Source organism: Allobosea sp. 10L422, assembly GCF_056395345.1.
The window spans coordinates 65,441-83,330 of record NZ_JBFTJI010000005.1 but is presented as its reverse complement, the minus strand read 5'-3'; the positions used below and the strand labels follow the sequence as shown (position 1 = coordinate 83,330).

General features: G+C 65.0%; 16 protein-coding genes. 12 read left to right on the top strand and 4 right to left on the bottom strand.

The window, feature by feature from the left end:
• Positions 1-18: 18 nt before the first annotated feature.
• Positions 19-708 (bottom strand): GntR family transcriptional regulator, encoded by a 690-nt coding sequence (locus AC1DEZ_RS12215; protein WP_441509501.1) that lies wholly within the window; start codon positions 706-708, stop codon positions 19-21.
• Positions 709-868: 160 nt separating this feature from the next.
• Here AC1DEZ_RS12215 and AC1DEZ_RS12210 point away from each other — a divergent pair, with 160 nt between their 5' ends.
• The 9 genes from AC1DEZ_RS12210 to AC1DEZ_RS12170 all read left to right on the top strand — a co-directional run bounded on the left by AC1DEZ_RS12210 (position 869) and on the right by AC1DEZ_RS12170 (position 7,115).
• On the top strand, positions 869-1,855 hold the full coding sequence (locus AC1DEZ_RS12210; protein ID WP_441509502.1) for a TRAP transporter substrate-binding protein: 987 nt from the start codon (positions 869-871) through the stop codon (positions 1,853-1,855).
• Between the two features lie 185 nt (positions 1,856-2,040).
• The gene (locus AC1DEZ_RS12205) at positions 2,041-2,574 is read left to right on the top strand and encodes a TRAP transporter small permease (protein ID WP_441509503.1); all 534 of its coding nucleotides are present in this window, start codon (positions 2,041-2,043) and stop codon (positions 2,572-2,574) included.
• A 3-nt stretch (positions 2,575-2,577) separates the two neighbouring features.
• A complete protein-coding gene (locus AC1DEZ_RS12200) occupies positions 2,578-3,858 on the top strand; it encodes a TRAP transporter large permease (protein WP_441509504.1) in 1,281 nt (426 codons plus the stop codon).
• A gap of 10 nt (positions 3,859-3,868) precedes the next feature.
• Positions 3,869-4,705, top strand: a complete 837-nt coding sequence (gene kduI, locus AC1DEZ_RS12195) for a 5-dehydro-4-deoxy-D-glucuronate isomerase (protein ID WP_441509505.1) — start codon at positions 3,869-3,871, stop codon at positions 4,703-4,705.
• Positions 4,705-5,475, top strand: a complete 771-nt coding sequence (gene kduD, locus AC1DEZ_RS12190) for a 2-dehydro-3-deoxy-D-gluconate 5-dehydrogenase KduD (protein WP_441509506.1) — start codon at positions 4,705-4,707, stop codon at positions 5,473-5,475. Before kduI ends, kduD begins: the two co-directional genes overlap by 1 nt.
• A gap of 12 nt (positions 5,476-5,487) precedes the next feature.
• Entirely contained in the window at positions 5,488-5,829 is a 342-nt protein-coding gene (locus tag AC1DEZ_RS12185) for a cupin domain-containing protein (RefSeq protein WP_441509507.1), read from the top strand.
• Between the two features lie 91 nt (positions 5,830-5,920).
• A complete protein-coding gene (locus tag AC1DEZ_RS12180) occupies positions 5,921-6,244 on the top strand; it encodes an ArsR/SmtB family transcription factor (protein WP_476779807.1) in 324 nt (107 codons plus the stop codon).
• A complete protein-coding gene (locus tag AC1DEZ_RS12175; protein ID WP_441509509.1) occupies positions 6,241-6,651 on the top strand; it encodes an SRPBCC family protein in 411 nt (136 codons plus the stop codon). The genes AC1DEZ_RS12180 and AC1DEZ_RS12175 overlap by 4 nt, the downstream gene beginning before the upstream one ends.
• A 47-nt stretch (positions 6,652-6,698) precedes the next feature.
• Positions 6,699-7,115 carry a DUF1801 domain-containing protein gene (locus AC1DEZ_RS12170; RefSeq protein WP_441509510.1) on the top strand — a complete coding sequence of 139 codons (417 nt, stop codon included), beginning with the start codon at positions 6,699-6,701 and terminating at the stop codon, positions 7,113-7,115.
• Between the two features lie 66 nt (positions 7,116-7,181).
• Here the strand turns inward: AC1DEZ_RS12170 and AC1DEZ_RS12165 are convergent, their stop codons facing one another.
• Positions 7,182-8,822, bottom strand: coding sequence for a bifunctional aspartate transaminase/aspartate 4-decarboxylase (locus AC1DEZ_RS12165; protein WP_441509511.1), 1,641 nt, complete (start codon positions 8,820-8,822; stop codon positions 7,182-7,184).
• Between the two features lie 20 nt (positions 8,823-8,842).
• Positions 8,843-10,531, bottom strand: coding sequence for an aspartate-alanine antiporter (aspT, locus tag AC1DEZ_RS12160; RefSeq protein WP_441509512.1), 1,689 nt, complete (start codon positions 10,529-10,531; stop codon positions 8,843-8,845).
• Between the two features lie 506 nt (positions 10,532-11,037).
• On the opposite strand from aspT, the gene AC1DEZ_RS12155 reads away from it, so the two are divergent.
• Positions 11,038-12,198, top strand: a complete 1,161-nt coding sequence (locus tag AC1DEZ_RS12155) for an efflux RND transporter periplasmic adaptor subunit (RefSeq protein WP_441509513.1) — start codon at positions 11,038-11,040, stop codon at positions 12,196-12,198.
• 3 nt (positions 12,199-12,201) lie between these two features.
• Positions 12,202-15,345 (top strand): efflux RND transporter permease subunit, encoded by a 3,144-nt coding sequence (locus AC1DEZ_RS12150; protein WP_441509514.1) that lies wholly within the window; start codon positions 12,202-12,204, stop codon positions 15,343-15,345.
• Between the two features lie 405 nt (positions 15,346-15,750).
• On the opposite strand, the gene AC1DEZ_RS12145 is transcribed toward AC1DEZ_RS12150, so the two are convergent.
• Positions 15,751-17,283, bottom strand: a complete 1,533-nt coding sequence (locus AC1DEZ_RS12145; RefSeq protein WP_441509515.1) for a CYTH and CHAD domain-containing protein — start codon at positions 17,281-17,283, stop codon at positions 15,751-15,753.
• A 121-nt stretch (positions 17,284-17,404) separates the two neighbouring features.
• Here AC1DEZ_RS12145 and AC1DEZ_RS12140 point away from each other — a divergent pair, with 121 nt between their 5' ends.
• Complete coding sequence (locus AC1DEZ_RS12140; RefSeq protein ID WP_441509516.1) at positions 17,405-17,632, top strand: hypothetical protein; 228 nt, start codon at positions 17,405-17,407, stop codon at positions 17,630-17,632.
• The last annotated feature ends 258 nt before the right edge of the window (positions 17,633-17,890 follow it).

Below are 17,890 nucleotides of genomic sequence, written 5' to 3'. Positions count from 1 at the left end.
GACTTGACGCTCAGCCGGCTATTCGAAGAGGTCCGGATGCGCAGCCTCGGTCTTCGGGAGGGCGCGCAGGATCTCGGTGAGATGATGGCGCATCGCGGCCTCGGCCGCCGCGGGGTCGCCTGCATCGATCGCCGCCACGATGCCCCGATGCTGCTCGACCAGCGGCTGCATCGCGCCCGGCCCCGGCAAGGTGAGCTGGCAGACCCTGTCCATATGCGCCTTGATATCCCGGATCGCCTCCCAGGCGAGCGGCATGCCGACGCCTTCCGTCAGCTCGACATGGAAAAGCTCGTCATAGCGCTGGAAGGCAGCATGGTCGTTCCGCGACGCGGCCTTGTCCTGCATCTCCAGGAGATCGGCGATGCGCTGCCGGCTTTGCGCGGAGAAGGACAGGCAGGCCTGCCGGACGATCGCGACCTCCACCGCCTCGCGCACGAAGCGCGCCTCCATCATCTTGCGGACGGAGAACTTGACCACGACCGTGCCGCGCTGCGGCTGCACGTCGACGAGCCGCGTCTTGGCGAGCGCGATCAGCGCCTCGCGCACCGGCTGGCGCGATACGCCGTATTTCAGAGCGATCTCCTGCTCCGAGAGACGCGTGCCGGGCGGCAGATCGAGCGCGATGATCGCCCGGCGCAATTCGGCTTCGACACGGCCAGCCGCCGAAGCGCCCGGATAAGCGGCGGGTGACGCCAGCGAAAGGCTCAAGCCAAAAACCTCCAGGGCCTGTTGCGTACCATACAACTACATACTACCATACAATGACTGTCGCGGCCAAGCTCGGCTCGCAGACAGAAAGCTTACGTTCAACGCGCCACCGAACAAGCCGGGAAACGGCGAGGCGTCTGAACCCAGGGGAGAACGCACCATGACCGCACGCCGCAGTTTCCTTGCCTATACCGCCGCGCTGGCCATCTCGGCCGTTGCGGCGACCTCCGCCCTCGCCCAGAGCGTGACGCTGCGCTCGGCAGACATCCATCCGACCGACTACCCGACCGTCGAAGCGGTCCGCTACATGGGCAAGCTGCTTGAGGAGCGCACCCAGGGCCGCGTCAAGATCAACGTCTTCCACTCCGCCCAGCTCGGTCAGGAGAAGGACACGATCGACCAGACCCGCTTCGGCGTCATCGACATCAACCGCATCAACATGGCGCCGTTCAACAACCTGATCCCGGCGACCAACATCCCATCCCTGCCCTTCATCTTCCGCTCCGTCGACCACATGCGGAAGGCGATGGACGGGCAGATCGGCGACAACCTCCTGAAGGAATTCGAGAAGCACGACCTCATCGGCCTCGCGCTCTACGATTCCGGTTCGCGCTCCTTCTATAACTCCAAGCGCCCGATCAACAGCCCGGCCGATATGAAGGGCATGAAAATCCGCGTCCAGCAGTCCGACATGTTCGTCGCGCTGGTCTCGGCACTCGGCGCCAACGCCACGCCGATGCCCTTCGGCGAAGTTTATTCCGCGCTACAGACCGGCGTGATCGACGGCGCCGAGAACAATTGGCCGTCCTATGAATCGACCCGCCATTTCGAGGTCTCGAAGTTTTATTCGGTGACCGAGCACTCGCTCTCGCCGGAAGCTCTGGTGATGTCGAAAAAGAGCTTCGACAAGTTCAACGCAGCCGATCAGGCGATCATAAAGGCCGCGGCGAAGGAGTCGGTGCTCAAGATGCGCGAACTCTGGGATGCGCGCGAGAAGGCGTCCGAAGCCAAGGTCAAGGCCGGCGGCGCCCAGATCAACCAGGTCGACAAGAAGCCCTTCATCGATGCGATGAAGCCGGTCTACGACAAGTTCGTCACCGACCCGAAGCTCAAGGAGATGGTCGCCGCCATCCAGGCGGTGAACTGAGCCTCGTTCAAGTGGGGCGGCTCGAAACGGCTGCTCCGCTTTCCAAAGCCCTCATCCTGAGGAGCGATCGGAGATCGCGTCTCGAAGGATGATCCAGAGATCGCTGGAACCGTCCTTCGAGAAGCCGCTTCGCGGCTCCTCAGGATGAGGGCTCAGGATGAGAAACCCGCATCCACGGACATCCCATGCGCGCCTTCACCGCCTTTTTGACACGCCTCGACGCCAAGCTCAGCCTGTTCGCGCTGATCACCGCCGGGGCCGGCCTCGTCCTGATGACCGTGATGGTCGCCTGGGGCGTGTTCGGCCGCTATGTCCTCAACGACACGCCGATCTGGGTCGAGGCCGGATCGCTCTTCCTGATGTCGTGGTTCATCCTGCTCGGCGCCGCCGTCGGCGTGCGCGAAAGCGACCATCTCGGCTTCGAAGTCGGGCTGGTGATGTCGCCACCGCCGCTGCGCGCCGCGATGATCGTCATTGGTGAAGGCCTTGTCTGCGCCTTCGGCTTGGCCATGCTGGGCTATGGCTGGCAGCTCGCGGCCGGGACCTGGGCCGACCGGATGCCGATCATCGGCATCTCCCGCGGCTGGGACTATGTGCCGATCGCGGCCGGCGGCGCGCTGATCGCCCTGTTCGCGCTGGAAAAGCTCCTGCTCTTCATCACCGGTGAAGAACAGGCTCCGCTCGGCTTCGTCCATTTCGGCGAAAGCCAGGAGGCCTGAGCCATGGAACTCTGGATTCTCTTCGGCGTCTTCTCGCTGCTCCTGCTGATCGGCGTCCCCGTGGCCTTCTGCCTCGGCATCGCCTCCGTCGCGACCGTCGCCTTTATGGGCCTGCCGCCCGTCGTCGTCTTCCAGCAGATGAATTCCGGCATGAACGCCTTCGCGATGATGGCGATCCCATTCTTCATCTATGCCGGCGACCTGATGATCCGCGGCGGCATCGCCGAGCGGCTGATCCAGATGGCGGCGAGCCTCGTCGGCCATCTGCGCGGCGGCCTCGGCCAGGTCAATGTCGTCACCTGCACGCTCTTCGGCGGCATCTCCGGCTCGGCCGTGGCCGACGCCTCGGCGGTCGGCGGCCTCATGATCCCGCAGATGAAGAAGCGCGGCTACGACGCCGACTATGCCGTCAACGTCACCGCGAACGCGGCAATCATCGCGCTGCTGATCCCGCCCTCGCACAACATGATCATCTATTCGCTCTCGGCCGGCGGCAATCTCTCGATCGCGGACCTGTTCACCGCCGGCGTCGTGCCGGGCCTGCTGCTCTGCGCCGCGCTGATGGTCGCTGCCTGGGCGGTCGCGGTGAAGCGCGGCTATCCGCGCGAGCCCTTCCCGGGCTTCGCGACCGTCGGGCGCTATGTCGTGCTGGCGCTGCCCGGCATCCTCCTGATCGGCATCATCTTCGGCGGCGTCCGCTCCGGCGTCTTCACCGCGACGGAATCCTCCTGCGTCGCGGTGGTCTATGCCATCCTCGTCACGATCTTCGTCTACCGGCAACTCACCTGGACGGCCTTCGTCGAGGCGACGCTGGGCGCGGTGCGGACTACGGCGATGGTGCTGCTGGTGATCGGCACCGCCGGCGCCTTCGGCTGGCTGATGGCCTTCCTCGAGGTGCCGCGGGCGACGATCGCAGCGATGAAGGCGGTATCCGACAATCCCATCACCATCCTGCTGATGATCAACCTGATCCTGCTGGTGCTCGGCACCTTCATGGACATGGCGCCGATGATCATCATCTGCACGCCGATCTTCCTGCCGGTGGTGAAGGCCTTCGGCGTCGACCCCGTGCATTTCGGCGTGATCCTGATCCTCAACGCCGGCATAGGCCTCAACACGCCGCCGGTCGGCTCGGTGCAGTTCGTCGCCTGCGCCATCGGCCGCATCTCCATCGGCGAGTCCATGCGCACGATCTGGCCCTTCTACGGCGCCAGCATCGCCGTGCTCCTGCTCGTCACCTATGTGCCCGGCCTGTCGCTCTGGCTGCCGCGCCTGTTCCACTGAAGGACTGATCATGACCATCGACATTCGCCAGGTTTCGCACCCCGAGGCCGTCAAGGGTTTCGACACGGCGGAACTGCGACGCCACTTCCTGATCGAGACGCTGTTCGCCCCCGGCGAGGTCAAGCTGACCTATAGCCATCTCGACCGCGTCATCGTCGGCGGCGCCATGCCGACGGGCAAACCGGTGGTCCTGCCGACACCGAAGGCGGTCGGTACCGACGCCTTCCTCAGGCGCCGCGAGCTCGGCATCGTCAATGTCGGCGGTCCCGGCAAGGTTTCGGTCGGCGGCAAGGATTACGCGCTCGCCAAACGCGATGCGCTCTATGTCGGCAAGGAAGCGGGCGAGGTCTCCTTCGCCAGCGACGATGCCGGCAACCCGGCGAAGTTCTACCTGCTCTCGACGCCGGCCCATGCCGCGCATCCGACCAAGGTGATCAGGGAGGCCGATGCCAGGACGATCGCGCTCGGCGAGCAGGCGACCGCCAACAAGCGCGTCATCCGCCAGTACATCATCCCCGGCGTCTGCGACACCTGTCAGCTCGTGATGGGCGTCACCACCCTCGACGAAGGCAGCATCTGGAACACCATGCCGGCGCATGTCCATGACCGGCGCTGCGAGATCTATCTCTATTTCGACGTTCCGGCCGACGCCCGCGTCTTCCACCTGATGGGCGAGCCGCAGGAGACCCGCCACCTCGTCATCGCCAACGAGCAGGCGATCCTCTCGCCCGGCTGGTCGATCCATTCCGGCGTGGGGACGAAGGCCTATTCCTTCATCTGGGGCATGGGTGGCGACAATGTCGACTATACCGACATGGACATGGTTGCGACCGGAGACCTGCGCTGATGCACTCGGCCTTTGACTTGGGCGGCCGGACCGCGATCGTCACCGGGGCCAATACGGGCCTCGGCCAGGCGATCGCGGTCGCGCTCGCCCAGGCCGGTGCCGGCATCGTCGCGGTCGGCCGCTCGAGCATGGCCGAAACGAAGGCGCTGGTCGCCGAGACCGGCAAGCTCTTCCATGAGATCGCCGCCGATCTCGCGACGCTGGAGCCGATCCCGCGGATCGTGGAAGAGGCCGAGGCGGCAGCGAAGGCCGACGGCTCGCGGCTCGACATCCTCGTCAACAATGCCGGCATCATCCGCCGCGCCGACGCGATCGACTTCACCGAGGCCGATTGGGACGCGGTGATGGACGTGAACCTGAAGTCGACCTTCTTCCTGACGCAGGGCGTGGCCAAGCGCATGCTGGCCGACGGCAAGGGCGGCAAGGTCATCAACATTGCCTCGCTGCTGTCCTTCCAGGGCGGCATCCGCATCCCGTCCTACACGGCGTCGAAGAGCGGGCTTGCCGGGCTGACACGGCTGCTCGCCTGCGAATGGGCGGGCAAAGGCATCAACGTCAACGCGATCGCGCCCGGCTATTTCGCGACCAACAACACGCAGGCCCTGCGCGCCGACCCCGAGCGCAACACGGCCATTCTCGCTCGGATCCCGGCCGGGCATTGGGGCGAGCCGCAGGAACTCGGGGGCGCCGCCGTGTTCCTCGCCTCGGACGCAGCCGCCTACATCCACGGCGTCGTGCTGCCCGTCGATGGCGGCTGGCTCGCGCGCTGAGGGAGAACCGACATGGACCGCAGGAACGAGCCTTTCGCCCATGATGCCGATCTCGCCTGGGAGCCGGCCGGCGACGGCGTGGCGCGCAAGATCCTGACCTATCGCGACAATGTCATGATGGTGCGCGTGCGCTTCGAGGCCGGCGCCATCGGCCCGGCGCATAGCCATCCGCATATCCAATGCTCGCTGGTCGAAAGCGGCGTCTTCGACATCACCATCTCCGGGCGCACCGAACGCCTGAAGGCCGGCGACAGCTTCACCGTGCCGCCGGATGCGGTGCACGGCGCCGTCAACGTGGAGGCCGGGACGCTCGTCGACGTCTTCACACCGATGCGGCAGGACTTCGTCTCCTGACGGAACGGCCCTCGGCTGTCCACGTTCGGATTGACTCTCTCATAACCCGTCAGCTATGGATCAATCCCATAACTGACGGGTTATGCTTTTGATCTCGACCGATCACGACCAGCTTTTCAGGACGCTTGCCGATCCGACACGGCGGGCGTTGTTCGAATGGCTGTGCAGGGATGGCGAACAGACTGTGGGAGCCCTGACGATCCGCGCCGGCGTCTCGCAACCGGCCGTGTCGAAGCATCTCGCCGTGTTGAAACAGGCCGGGCTGGTGCGGGACCGGCAGGAAGGCCGCCAGTCCCACTACAGCGCACAACCGAAGGCGCTGGCGCCGCTGATCGACTGGACCAGCCAGATGGGCGGGTTCTGGGAGAGCCGATTCGACGATCTCGAAAATCTGCTCAAGAGGATGGACGAGTGAACGAAGCAGCCACCGAACTCCGCTCCGTCGTCGTCGAGCGAGAATTCCCGCACCCGCCCGAGAAGCTTTGGCGCGCCCTGACCCAGCCGCATCTGATCGCGGAGTGGCTGATGAAGAACGACTTCAAGCCGATCGTCGGTCATCGTTTCGGTTTCAGCGCCGAATGGGGCGCCGTTTCGTGCGAGGTGCTGGAGATCGAGGAGACGAAATCGCTGTCCTACACATGGGGCGATCACGAGCTGAAGACGGTGGTGACCTGGACCTTGACCCCGGCCGGCGCCGGCACGGCGCTGCGCATGGAACAGACCGGCTTCCGGGACAACCAGCCGCGCTACTTCCAGGGCGCCCGGGCTGGCTGGCCGCGCTTCCTCGCCGCGCTGGGGGAATTGCTGGCGCGGATGGGCTGAGGCCAAGTCCAGAGGCGTGAACGCACAGAATTTGAAGAAGGGAGAGCGTGGTGGCCGACACCGCAACCCAGACGGAGAAATCACCGTCCGAACTGATCGACGGGCGGATCGCAGAGCTCGGCGACTGGCGCGGCGAGATGCTGGCCCGGCTCCGCGCCCTGATCCAGCAGACAGTTCCCGATGTCGTCGAGGAATGGAAATGGCGCGGCGTGCCGGTCTGGTATCGCGACGGCATGATCTGCACCGGCGAAACCTACAAGTCGGTGGTTAAGCTGACCTTCGCCAAGGGTGCGGCGCTGGAAGACGCGTCCGGCCTGTTCAACTCCAGCCTGGACGGCAATGTCCGCCGGGCCATCGATTTCCACGAGGGCGATGCGATCGACGAAAAGGCCCTGGCCGAGCTGATCAGCGCAGCTGTTGCGCTGAACGCGTCGAAAACGAAGAGAGCCGGCCGCTCGGGCTGAGCAGCCGGCCCTTTCTTGATCGAGTGCCCACGACTGAAAGTCGCGGGCTCCCGCTGTGCCGTCGTATCAGCCCTTGGACTTCTTCCCGGGCTTTCCGCCACCCTTCTTGCTTGACGAGCCGCCGCCCTTCTCGAACACCTTGTAGAACTCCTCGGCCATGCCGCGCAGAGACCTGCCGATGTTGGCGTATTGGTACTCGTTCAGATTGGCGAGCGAGGCGCGCCCCGCCGGCTGGCGCGTGCCGAAGCCGCGGCCGGGCAGCAGCACGATGCCGGTTTCGTCGGCGATCCTGAACAGCAGCTCGTCCGGATTGACGTTCTTCTTCACCCAGGCCTCGAACTCCGGCCCATACAGGTCTCTGGCCACCGCCGATAGATCGAGCAGCGTGTAGTAATCGACCGCATTCTCGTCGTTGCCCTGGGGGACGCCGAGCTCGCGATAGAGCGCCGCCTCGCGGCGGCGGATCAGCTTCTTCAGCTCCGCCTTGTAGCCATCGGCCTCGTCCATCAAGGCAAAGAGCGAGAACAGCACCATCTGGACCTGCTGCGGCGTCGAGAGGCCGGCGGTGTGGTTGAGCGCCACGGTGCGGCTGTCGGCGACGAGCCGGTCGATGAAGCGCAGCTGGCTGACATCCGGCAGGAGCGAGCCATAGCGCCGGTCCAGCGCCTGCTTGGCGCTCTTCGGCAGCTCGTCCAGCGCCTTGTCGAAGATGGAATCCTTGTGCGTCGCGACGACGCCGAGGCGCCAGCCGGTCGCGCCGAAATACTTCGAGAAGGAGTAGACCAGCATCGTGTTGTGCGGACAGGTCGCGAAGAGCGACCGGAAGCCGTCGGCAAAGGTGCCGTAGACATCGTCCGTCAGGATGAAGAGGTCCGGCCGGTGCTCGCGCACGATGGCCGCGACCTTTTCGAGGCTGCGATCATCCATCTTCACCGAGGGCGGATTGCTCGGGTTGATGCAGAAGAAGATCTTGATCGCCGGATCCTTGAGCTTCTCCAGCTCGGAATCCGGATACTGCCAGCCCTTCTCGGGATCGGCGTCGATCGCGACCTCGACCAGCCCGTATTCGTCGAGCTCGGGAATCTCGATATAGGGCGTGAAGACCGGCATGCCGATCGCGACCTTGTCGCCGCGCTTGACCAGACCGTTCTGCTTCAGCGTGTTGAAGATATAGGTCATGGCGGCAGTGCCGCCCTCGACCGCGAAGAGATCGACGCTACCCGGCGGGATGGAGCCCCCGATCATCTCCTTGACGATGTAGTGGCCGACGATCTGCTCGCTCACCCTGAGCATGCGCGGCGGAACCGGGTAGTTGCAGCCGAGGATACCCTCGACCATCTCGTGCAGGAACGCGGAAGCCGAAAGGCCGAGCTGATCACGGACATAGCTCAGCGAGCGGCCGAGGAAGACGACGCCGGGCTGGTCGCGGTTCTCGGCGATGAAGCGCTCGAAGCGCCCCTCGATGCCCTCGATCTGCGGCAGGCCGCCGATGCCGTTGGGCATATAGGAGTAGGAGAGCTCCGCCTCCGCCGTGGCGAAGAGGCCGAGCCGAAAGAAAGCCCGGCGCGGCAACGTCGCCAGGAAGTTCGGATTGCCGCGTCCGGCATTGAGCATCAGGCGGTTTTCGCGGCTTGAAGCCAGCTTGATCAGTTCGTCCTTGAGCTCGAAGGGGCTGAGCTTGGCGTATTTGCTGTAATCAGTCGCCATAATACGTCTCCTCGATCAAATCAGGTGAAAGCCACGACGAGCGGGCCGAGCAATGTCAGGAAAACGTTCGCCAACGCATAGGTGATGGCGAAGGGAGTGGTCGGGATGGAGTTCCCGGCCTTGTCCAGAACCTCGCCGAAGGCGGGGTTGGCGCTGCGCGAACCGGACAATGCGCCGGCAAAGACGGCGGTGTTGTCGTAGCGCAGGATGTAGCGCCCGACGAGCATGGTGATGATCAACGGCAGGATCGTGACGACCACGCCGATCAGGAAGATCGACAGGCCACTCTGAGCGATGGTGGTGACGGCCTGGTGCCCCGACTGGAGCCCGACCACCGCGACGAAGCCGGCAAGGCCGAGATCGCGCAGCAGTGTCGAGGCCGCCGTCGGCATGTTGCCGATGGCGAGATTGCGGCTGCGATACCAGCCGAAGAGCAGGCCGGACAGCAGCGCGCCGCCGCCGCTGCCGAGCGTCAGCGGGACATCGCCGATACGAACCACCAGCAGGCCGATCAACAGGCCGACGACGAGGCCCAGACCGTGGAAGACGAAATCGGTCTTGTCGCTGGAGACCAGCAGCGTGCCGACCACCTTCGCCACACGCTGGACATCTTCCGCCGTGCCGTAGAGCGTCGCGACGTCGCCGGCTTCGATGACGGTATTCTCCGTCAACGGAAGCGGCTTGCCGGCGCGCTGCAGGCCGGTGACGTAGATGCCGTGGCGGAGATTGCCGGCCGTCGCATCTCTGATCTGCTGCACGGTCTTGCCGATGAAGTCTCGGCTGGCGATGGCGACGTCGCGGCTGAGCACGACCAGATCCATGCCATCGGAGGACTGGAGCTCGGGGCCGATCTTGCTGGCCGCGCCGACGACGCCCGCACGCCGGCCGACGACGAGGATGGTGTCCCCGGGCTTGAGCTTGAGGTCCGGTTCAACGCCGATCACCGAACCGTCGCGCTTGAGGCGCTCGATGGCGAAGGCGGCAGGACCGGCCAGGGCCTCGACTTCCGCGATCGAGCGCCCTGCGACACCCTCCACCTTGAACAGGCGACCGACCAGATCAGGCGCCGCCGGGTGCTCGCCGGCGCCATAGACCCGGATGCCCGCGAGCATCTCGGCCTCGGCCTTGATGGCGTCGTCCCGGATGCTGCGGCCCATGAGCCAGGGCAGAATGTTGACGCAGACGATGATCGCGCCGAAGGAGCCGAAGATGTAGGTCACGGCATAACCGATGGCGACGTTGCCCTGCAGGCGCTGGGCTTCATCCGCCGCCAGCCCGAGTTTGCCGATGGCTGCGCCGGCGGTGCCGATGATCGCCGATTGCGTCAGGCCGCCGGCCGCGATGCCTGCCGCCAAGCCCTTGTCGAGCCCGAACATCCTGGCGAGGATGACGACGGTGGCGAGGCCGCTGAGCGCCAGCACCGCCGCCATGACGATCTCGCGGATCGATTGCCGACCCAGGGAGCGGAAGAACTGCGGTCCGCTCTCGAAGCCGACGGCATAGATGAACAGCGCGAAGAGGACAGATTTGATGCCGTTGTCGATGGTGACGCCGACCTGGCTGATCAGGACCGCTGCGAGCAGCGAGCCGGCGACACCTCCGAGCTGGAACTTGCCAAACTGGAACTTGCCGACCCAGTAGCCCACCGCCAATGACAGAAAGAGAGCAATTTCCGGGGATTGATGGAAAATCGACGATAGCGCCGCCACAGATCGCCTCCCAAATGCTGGAACAGAACTGATCGAAATCAAGCAAACGATAACAGCGGACAGAACTCTAGACGCGAATTCACATATGACTCAAGGAGCGATATTCGGAGCACTGCCTCTGCAGACGCGCACGGCCAGAACATCGACACCAGAAACAATATTCAACATGGCAGAATTCAAAACTGTCATTTTGACGATAATTTTATGACTTGGTCAGGCATCTCGCCGCTTTCCACTCCCGGCCAAAGCTGTGGCTATGGCGACTATATTTCGGCGTTCTGAGCGAGCACCACCCTCACCGGGATCAATGCCGCCAAAGCTTCGGCCGGCACCAGTCAAGACCGCTCTTCGGCATGAACAACAGCCAAGATCAACGAGCACCTTTTATGACAGCTCGAACAAGGCTGTAGCGCCCTTCAAAAAAAACGCCCAGTATCGCCGCGATCCGGCCCATCCCCGCGATGGAGCCGATCCGGCGGTCGAGATGGCGGGGGAAGGGAATGCGGATGCCTGGATTTTCGCAGCGCGCGGATGAAAGACTGCGCCCTGGAATTCTCTGCCTTGCGGCGATGGCCCTGGCCGTTGGTCTCGCCTTGAATCCCGCGACCACCGCCCTCGCCCAGCAAGCCGCCCCGGCGAAGATTCCGGTGGGCACCGTCCCCGCTGAAAAGCGGCCCGTCGAAAAAACCGCCGATTTCGTAGGCCGCATCGCAGCCATCAACCGCGTCGACATCCGCGCGCGCGTCACCGGGTATCTCGAAGAAGTGCTCTTCAAGGACGGTGCAAACGTCAAGGAAGGCACGCCCCTCTTCCGCATCGAACGGGCACCGTTCGAAGCGGCCGTCGAACAGGCGCAAGGCGCGCTGGAAGGCGCGCAGGGCACCTTGCAGAATGCCATCGTGCAGCGGCAGCGCGCCGAGGATCTCCTGCGCACCAGTGCAGGGTCCGTCGCCGTCCGCGATCAGCGTGTCGCCGATGAGAAGAGCGCGCAGGGCAACCAGACGATCGCGGAAGCCAATCTGAAGACTGCGCAGATCAATCTCGGCTACACGGAAATCACGGCCCCGATTGCCGGCCGGATCGGCCGGACCAAGGTTACCAAAGGCAACGTCGTGGGCCCCGATAGCGGCGTGCTCGTCCAGATCGTCAGCAACGACCCGATGTACGTCAACTTCCCGGTCAGCGAGCGCGAGTTCCTGGGGCTGAAGACGAACTCGGTCGCGGAACTGAAGGACCCGCCCTCCGTCAGTCTCAGATTCGCGGACGGCAGCGCATATAATTACAAGGGCCGCGTCGACTTCGTCGACGTCTCGGTCGACCGTTCCACCGATACGGTTCTGGTGCGCGCGGAGGTTCCGAATCCGGACGGCAAGCTCATCGACGGCACGCTCGTGCGCGTCACCGTCCAGGCCGACAAACCCGAAGAAAAGGTCCTGATCCCCCAATCGGCTCTGATCGCCGATCAGCAGGGCCCCTATGTCTTCGCGGTCGAGGACGGCAAGGCCGTGGTCAAGCGCGTCAAGATCGGCGCAGAGGTCGGCGCCTATGTCGTCGTCGAGCAGGGCCTCGTCGGCAACGAGCAGATCATCGTCGAGGGGCTGCAGAATCTGCGGCCGGGGTCGCCGGTCCTGCCCTCGCCCGTGCCTGCGCCGGTCGGCCGGAGCTGAGCCATGTTCACCTCCGTCTTTGTCGACCGGCCGCGCCTGGCCATCGTCATCGCGCTCGTCACCACGATCGCGGGCCTGTTGTCGCTCTTCGCCATCCCGGTGGCACAGTATCCCGACATCGTGCCCCCGCAGGTCTCGGTGACGGCCTCCTATCCCGGCGCCTCGGCGGCGGTAATCGAGGCGACCGTGGCCCAGCCACTCGAGGCTCAGATCGTCGGCACCGACAAGATGCTCTACATGAAGAGCGTCAGCGGCAATGACGGCAGCTATTCGCTGCTCGTCTCCTTCGAGCTGGGAACCAACCCGGACATCAACAGCGTCAACGTCAACAACCGCGTGCAGGTCGCGCTGTCGAAGCTGCCCCAGGAGGTGCAGCGCAACGGCGTGACGGTGAAGAAGAAGTCCTCGGCCCTGCTCGGCGTGATCGCGGTCTATGCGCCGAAGAACAACTACGACACGCTGTTCGTCTCGAACTACGTCACGATCAACCTGCTCGACTCCATCCGCTCGACGCCCGGCGTCGGCGACGCCGCGCTGTTCGGCGCTCAGGATTATTCGATGCGGGCCTGGGTCCGCACCGACAACCTGACCGGTCTCAACCTGACGACCGGCGATATCATCAGCGCCATCCAGTCGCAGAACACGCAGGCCGCCGTCGGTCGGATCGGCGCCCGTCCGATCTCGGACGATCAGCAGCTGCAGCTGAATATCCAGACCAAGGGCCGATTGAGCTCGCCGGAGGAGTTCGGCAAGATCGTGCTGCGCACCAATCCGGACGGCTCGATCCTGCGGCTCTCCGATGTCGCGCGGCTCGAGCTCGGCGCCGCCAATCTCGACCGCGACACGCGGCTGAATGGTGGCCCCGCCGTGCTGATCGGCGTCTACCAGTCGCCCGGCGCCAATGCGATCGCCGCGCTCGACGCCGTCAAGAAGACGGTCGGCGACCTGTCGAAGTCCTTCCCGGAAGGGCTGGAGTGGAAGGTCACCTACGACCCCACGGCCTTCGTCGAGGCGACGATCCATGAGGTGCAGAAGACGCTGATCGAGGCCTTCGTCCTCGTCGTCCTCGTGGTCTTCCTGTTCCTCGGCAATTTCCGCGCGACGCTGATCCCGACGGTCGCGGTGCCGGTCAGCCTGATCGGCGCCTTCGTCGTCCTTAACGCCATCGGATACTCCGCCAACACGGTGTCGCTACTCGCCGTGGTCCTCGCGATCGGCATTGTCGTCGACGACGCGATCGTGGTGATCGAGAACGTCGAGCGCGTGATGGAGGAACATCCGGAGCTGACCCCCGCCGAGGCGACGAAGAAGGCGATGAGCGAGATCGTGGCGCCGATCATCGCGATCACGCTTGTGCTGCTCTCGGTCTTCGTGCCGGTGGCCTTCATCCCCGGCATTTCGGGCGAGCTGTTCCGGCAGTTCGCGGTCACAGTCGCCGTGGCGATGGTGCTCTCCGCCATCAATGCCCTGACGCTTTCCCCGGCGCTCTGCGCCGTGCTGCTCAAGCGCCATGAAGGGCCGCGGCATGGGCCGATCGCCCGCCTCATGCGCGGGATCGACTGGGTGCGCGACCGCTACGGCTCCGCCGTCGCGCGCCTCGTGCGGGTTTCCTTCATCAGCCTCCTGCTGACCGCCGCCTTCGGCGCCGGTATCTACGGGATGAGCCGCATCACGCCGACGGGCTTCCTGCCCGACGACGACCAGGGCGCCTTCTTCATCGTCGCACAATTGCCCGACGGCGCCTCGATCGGCCGCACCTCCGCAGCCATGGCCCAGGTCGAAGGCATCCTGAAAACCGAAAGCGCGATCGCCGACTACTCCACCGTCATCGGCCTCAACTTCCTCGACAATTATTCGCAGCCCAACGCCGCCTTCGTCATGATTTCGCTGAAGCCCTTCGATCAGCGGCCAAGCCGCGAGGATTCCGCCGAAGCGATCATCGCCCGGCTCTCGCAGAAGCTCAGGGCGGTGCGCGACGGTAACGTCGTGGCTCTGGCCCCACCACCGATCATCGGCCTCGGCAGTGGCGGCGGCTTCAGCTACGTCGTGATGGACATGGGGACATCGGATCCCAAGGCGCTCGGCCGGGCGCTGCGCGGCCTCACCATCGCGGCCAATCAGGACCCGCAGCTGCGGCGTGTGTTCTCGACCTTCTCGGATTCCGCTCCGTCGATCTATCTCGACATCGACCGGGACAAGGTCCAGATCCTCGGCGTCGAGCTCAGCAACGTCTTCCAGGCCCTGCAGGCCTCGCTCGGCGGCTACTATGTCAACGACATGAACCTGTTCGGCCGCACCTGGCAGGTTCAGGTCCAGGCGGACGGCGCCGATCGCGCCTCGGTCGACGACATCTACCGCATCAATGTCCGCAGCCGCGCCGGCGACATGGTGCCGCTGCGCAGCTTCGTCGAGGCGAAGGTCGTTGTCGGGCCGCAGGCGCTGATCCGCTACAACAACCGCCTCGCCGTGACCCTGCAGGGCTCGCCCGCGCCTGGCGTCTCCTCCGGCGCAGCGCTCGCCGCGATGGAGGCGGTTTCGGCCAAGACCTTGCCGGCGAACTATCGCGGGGCCTGGACCGACGTGTCGTTCCAGGAAAAGCGCGCGGAGGGGCAGACCGGAATCATCCTCGCCTTCGCCCTGCTCTTCGCCTATCTCTTCCTCGTCGCGCTGTACGAAAGCTGGACGATCCCGATCCCGGTGCTGCTCTCGGTCGCGGTCGGCCTGCTTGGCGCCTTCGCCGCGATCGTGGTCGCCGGATTGACGCTCGATCTCTATGGTCAGATCGGCATCGTCGTGCTGATCGGCCTGGCGGCAAAGAACGGCATTCTGATCGTCGAGTTCGCCAAGGAGATGCGCGAGAAGGGACATCCGCTGCTGCATGCGGCGACGGAAGGGGCGCGTCTGCGCTTCCGCCCGGTGATGATGACCTCCTTCGCCTTCATTCTCGGCCTGCTGCCGCTCGTCATCGCCGAAGGGCCGGCGATGCTCGCCAGGCGCAATGTCAGCACGCCCGTGTTCGGCGGCATGATCGCGGCGGCCTTCATCGGCATCTTCGTCATCCCGGCGCTCTATGTGGTGTTCCAATCCCTGCGCGAGCGCGTGCGCCCATCGACGCGCCCCGAGGAGAAGCCGGAGGCAGCGGCATAGGGCGGGGGCGGAGCCCAGCGAGGGGCGGAACCCTGTCGGAACGGCTATTGTGATCCTTTCGGCGCCCGGCTCTTCAGGGATGCCAGAAGGCAGCCGAGCCAGCTGCCGCTCCGGGGCGGCGCGAGCGGTTCGCGCGACCGCTCGACACGGCAGAGAATCTCGATCTCCTCGATCGAGAGATCGAGAAAGACCAGAAGCATCGGGTTTGAAGCCAACGGCACATCGCCTGCCGGAGCGCTGTCGGGATCCATGGATCGACCTGCCCCAAGTGAGATGGTCGATCCCGATTGATCCCCTGCGGCTTCGCCGGCAACTCCCATCTGGGAGGCGCGGGCTCGCGCGCCACAATATTCGGGGCGGAGATGCCAGGGGCATGCGCCGCAATTCTTCGGCCGCCCTGATCTTCTAGCGCCAGAATGGTTGAAGCTCGATCAGCGCGCCATGGGCCTCGATGGCGGATGCGAGCAGCTTCTGCTCCTTCGCCTCGACATCGGCCAATGCCAGGCCGGCGGCAAACTGGACGGAACCGACGGCATCGGAGCCGACCACGCGCTTCATCAGCTGCTGGCCGGCTGCGATGTCGTTGAGCCCGCCGAGGCTGCTCTGCAGTTTCGAAAAGACCGATGCGAAGGCCTTCTGGAGTTTGCGCTCCTTCTTGCCTTCATAGAGGCTGGCGAAGAATTCGGCGCCGTAGCGCAGCTTCTTGGCCGCGATGCGGACCTGATGCCGCTCCTCGATGCCCAATGCCGCGAGGTTTCGGCCGCGCTTCTCCACCTGCCGCCTGCGCTTGTCGAGCATCCGCGACGCGAAGGGTCTCACGGGCTGGTCGCGCTCGGTATCATTCTGCGCCGTGAGCCACGGCCCGGCGTTGATCCACGCGACCAGATCGATCAGGAAGCGCCGCCAATCCTCCGAACGCAGCGTCAGCACCACCGCGAGATAGGCTTCGGCACACTGGCTCTGAAGATGCTTTTCGAGGCTCAGCAGCTCGGCATGATCGGGATGGCGCGCCAGCTCCGCCGGTAGCGTCTCCGTGAGGAAGACATCCAGGTTTCGGGCCCGCCCGAAAGGCTGCGACAGGCGCTTCAGTTCCGCCTTGATGCTCTCGAACCGATCGTCGGCCAGGAGGTCCTTGAACAGCGACATTGCCGAGCGGAGCCTGCGGATCGCGACGCGACCCTGATGCAAGGCGTCGACGTCGTGGCGGCCGAGCAAAACATCCTCGTTCAGCCGCAGCTGGCGCAGGCAGCCATGAGCGATGCTGCGGAATGCGTCGGCGGCCGTCATGTCGTCCGACAAGTCGATCGGCTCGGCCTTGTGAGCCCGATCGCCCTCCCCATCGATCAAGCCGAACCCGCGCTCCGCCTTGCTCACGACGCCGAGACGCACAGGGACCTGCTCGCAGATTTCACGCGCGAGAGCGAAGAGGTCTTCGGCCGTTCCCTGCTTCAGCTCGAGCTCGATCTCGCTAATCGCCGCGACGTCCGAACCATTCTCCGCGCCAGGATTCGTCACGCGTCCCTGGTCCAGCGCAACTTCGATCCGAGAGCTTCCCTGGCTGACGAGGCAAGTGGCGCGCTCGACGGACACAGTGAACAGCGCGGCGAGCTTCGCCTTCCTGCCGAGCAGCTTCGCGAGCGGTGTCCCGCGCAGGGCATCCCGATCGGGCTCGGGGCCGTCGACCGGCTCCTCCCATTCGCGCCGCTCGATCAGCCCGTCACCGCCTGCCTTCACCGTCTGGACATGGCGATCATCGGTTCGTCTCACCCGCAGCACGTAGCCGCAGGCCTGCAGCAGGCGCTCGGAGGTGTCGAAATAGGTCGACTCCAATCGACCTGTGCTCAGTGCCTCGGCGGCAAAGCGCGGCCATTCTCGCAATCCAGCCAAGTCCGAGGGATCGCAAACCAGCTTCAGCTCGACTTCCTTCGGATCGCTCATGCTTTGGCCCCGACAAGCTCCGCCAAGACAGGGAAGGGAGACGAAGGCTAGCGCGTCCTCAGGCTCGTGACGATGATCGAGGTCAAACCGTCATGGGGAGCAAAATCTCCGACATATTTGCTTGCTCGACGGCGCTGCTTCCTTCGCCGCCGACATCGATGCCAAGACCGTTCCCTTCGCGGTCGAATTCCAGATGCCCTGGGGCACCGCAGCACTCAACGTCGCGGCCTCGAACATCGAGCCCAGCCTCCATCTCGGCGCCGGCAACGACAGCATGATCCCGCCCCCGGTCCAGCGCAAGGTGGCCGCTGCTCGTGAAGCGCGGCTCGGCCTCGCTCTTCAATCGTAGCCGCTCGCTGTCCCCCGACTCGCGAAACCAGATGCTCGCGCAGCCCGCCTCTTGGTGCCGACTGCCCGTCTTTCGGCGGATCGGCGGCGCGTATTGCAAAGCGGCGTCGGCGTTGCCGTGGTCGACCCTCTCTCCCCGGTCTTTTCCGGGCATTACGATCTGGCTACCCGCCCCCTCATGCCCGCTTCCGAGGTGACGGCCTCGGCCGTCCGCTCGCGCAAGCGCCCGGATCTCGCGCGCGGCCGACGCCTTCCTGTG

Excerpts from the sequence above, each read along its gene's own strand:
- AC1DEZ_RS12165 (WP_441509511.1), bottom strand. The coding sequence starts at position 8,822 with ATGGCGACTGATTACAGCAAATACGCCAAGCTCAGCCCCTTCGAGCTC.
- kduD (WP_441509506.1), top strand. The coding sequence starts at position 4,705 with ATGCACTCGGCCTTTGACTTGGGCGGCCGGACCGCGATCGTCACCGGG.
- kduI (WP_441509505.1), top strand. The coding sequence starts at position 3,869 with ATGACCATCGACATTCGCCAGGTTTCGCACCCCGAGGCCGTCAAGGGT.
- AC1DEZ_RS12200 (WP_441509504.1), top strand. The coding sequence starts at position 2,578 with ATGGAACTCTGGATTCTCTTCGGCGTCTTCTCGCTGCTCCTGCTGATC.
- AC1DEZ_RS12185 (WP_441509507.1), top strand. The coding sequence starts at position 5,488 with ATGGACCGCAGGAACGAGCCTTTCGCCCATGATGCCGATCTCGCCTGG.
- AC1DEZ_RS12210 (WP_441509502.1), top strand. The coding sequence starts at position 869 with ATGACCGCACGCCGCAGTTTCCTTGCCTATACCGCCGCGCTGGCCATC.
- AC1DEZ_RS12150 (WP_441509514.1), top strand. The coding sequence starts at position 12,202 with ATGTTCACCTCCGTCTTTGTCGACCGGCCGCGCCTGGCCATCGTCATC.
- AC1DEZ_RS12205 (WP_441509503.1), top strand. The coding sequence starts at position 2,041 with ATGCGCGCCTTCACCGCCTTTTTGACACGCCTCGACGCCAAGCTCAGC.
- AC1DEZ_RS12145 (WP_441509515.1), bottom strand. The coding sequence starts at position 17,283 with ATGAGCGATCCGAAGGAAGTCGAGCTGAAGCTGGTTTGCGATCCCTCG.
- AC1DEZ_RS12155 (WP_441509513.1), top strand. The coding sequence starts at position 11,038 with ATGCCTGGATTTTCGCAGCGCGCGGATGAAAGACTGCGCCCTGGAATT.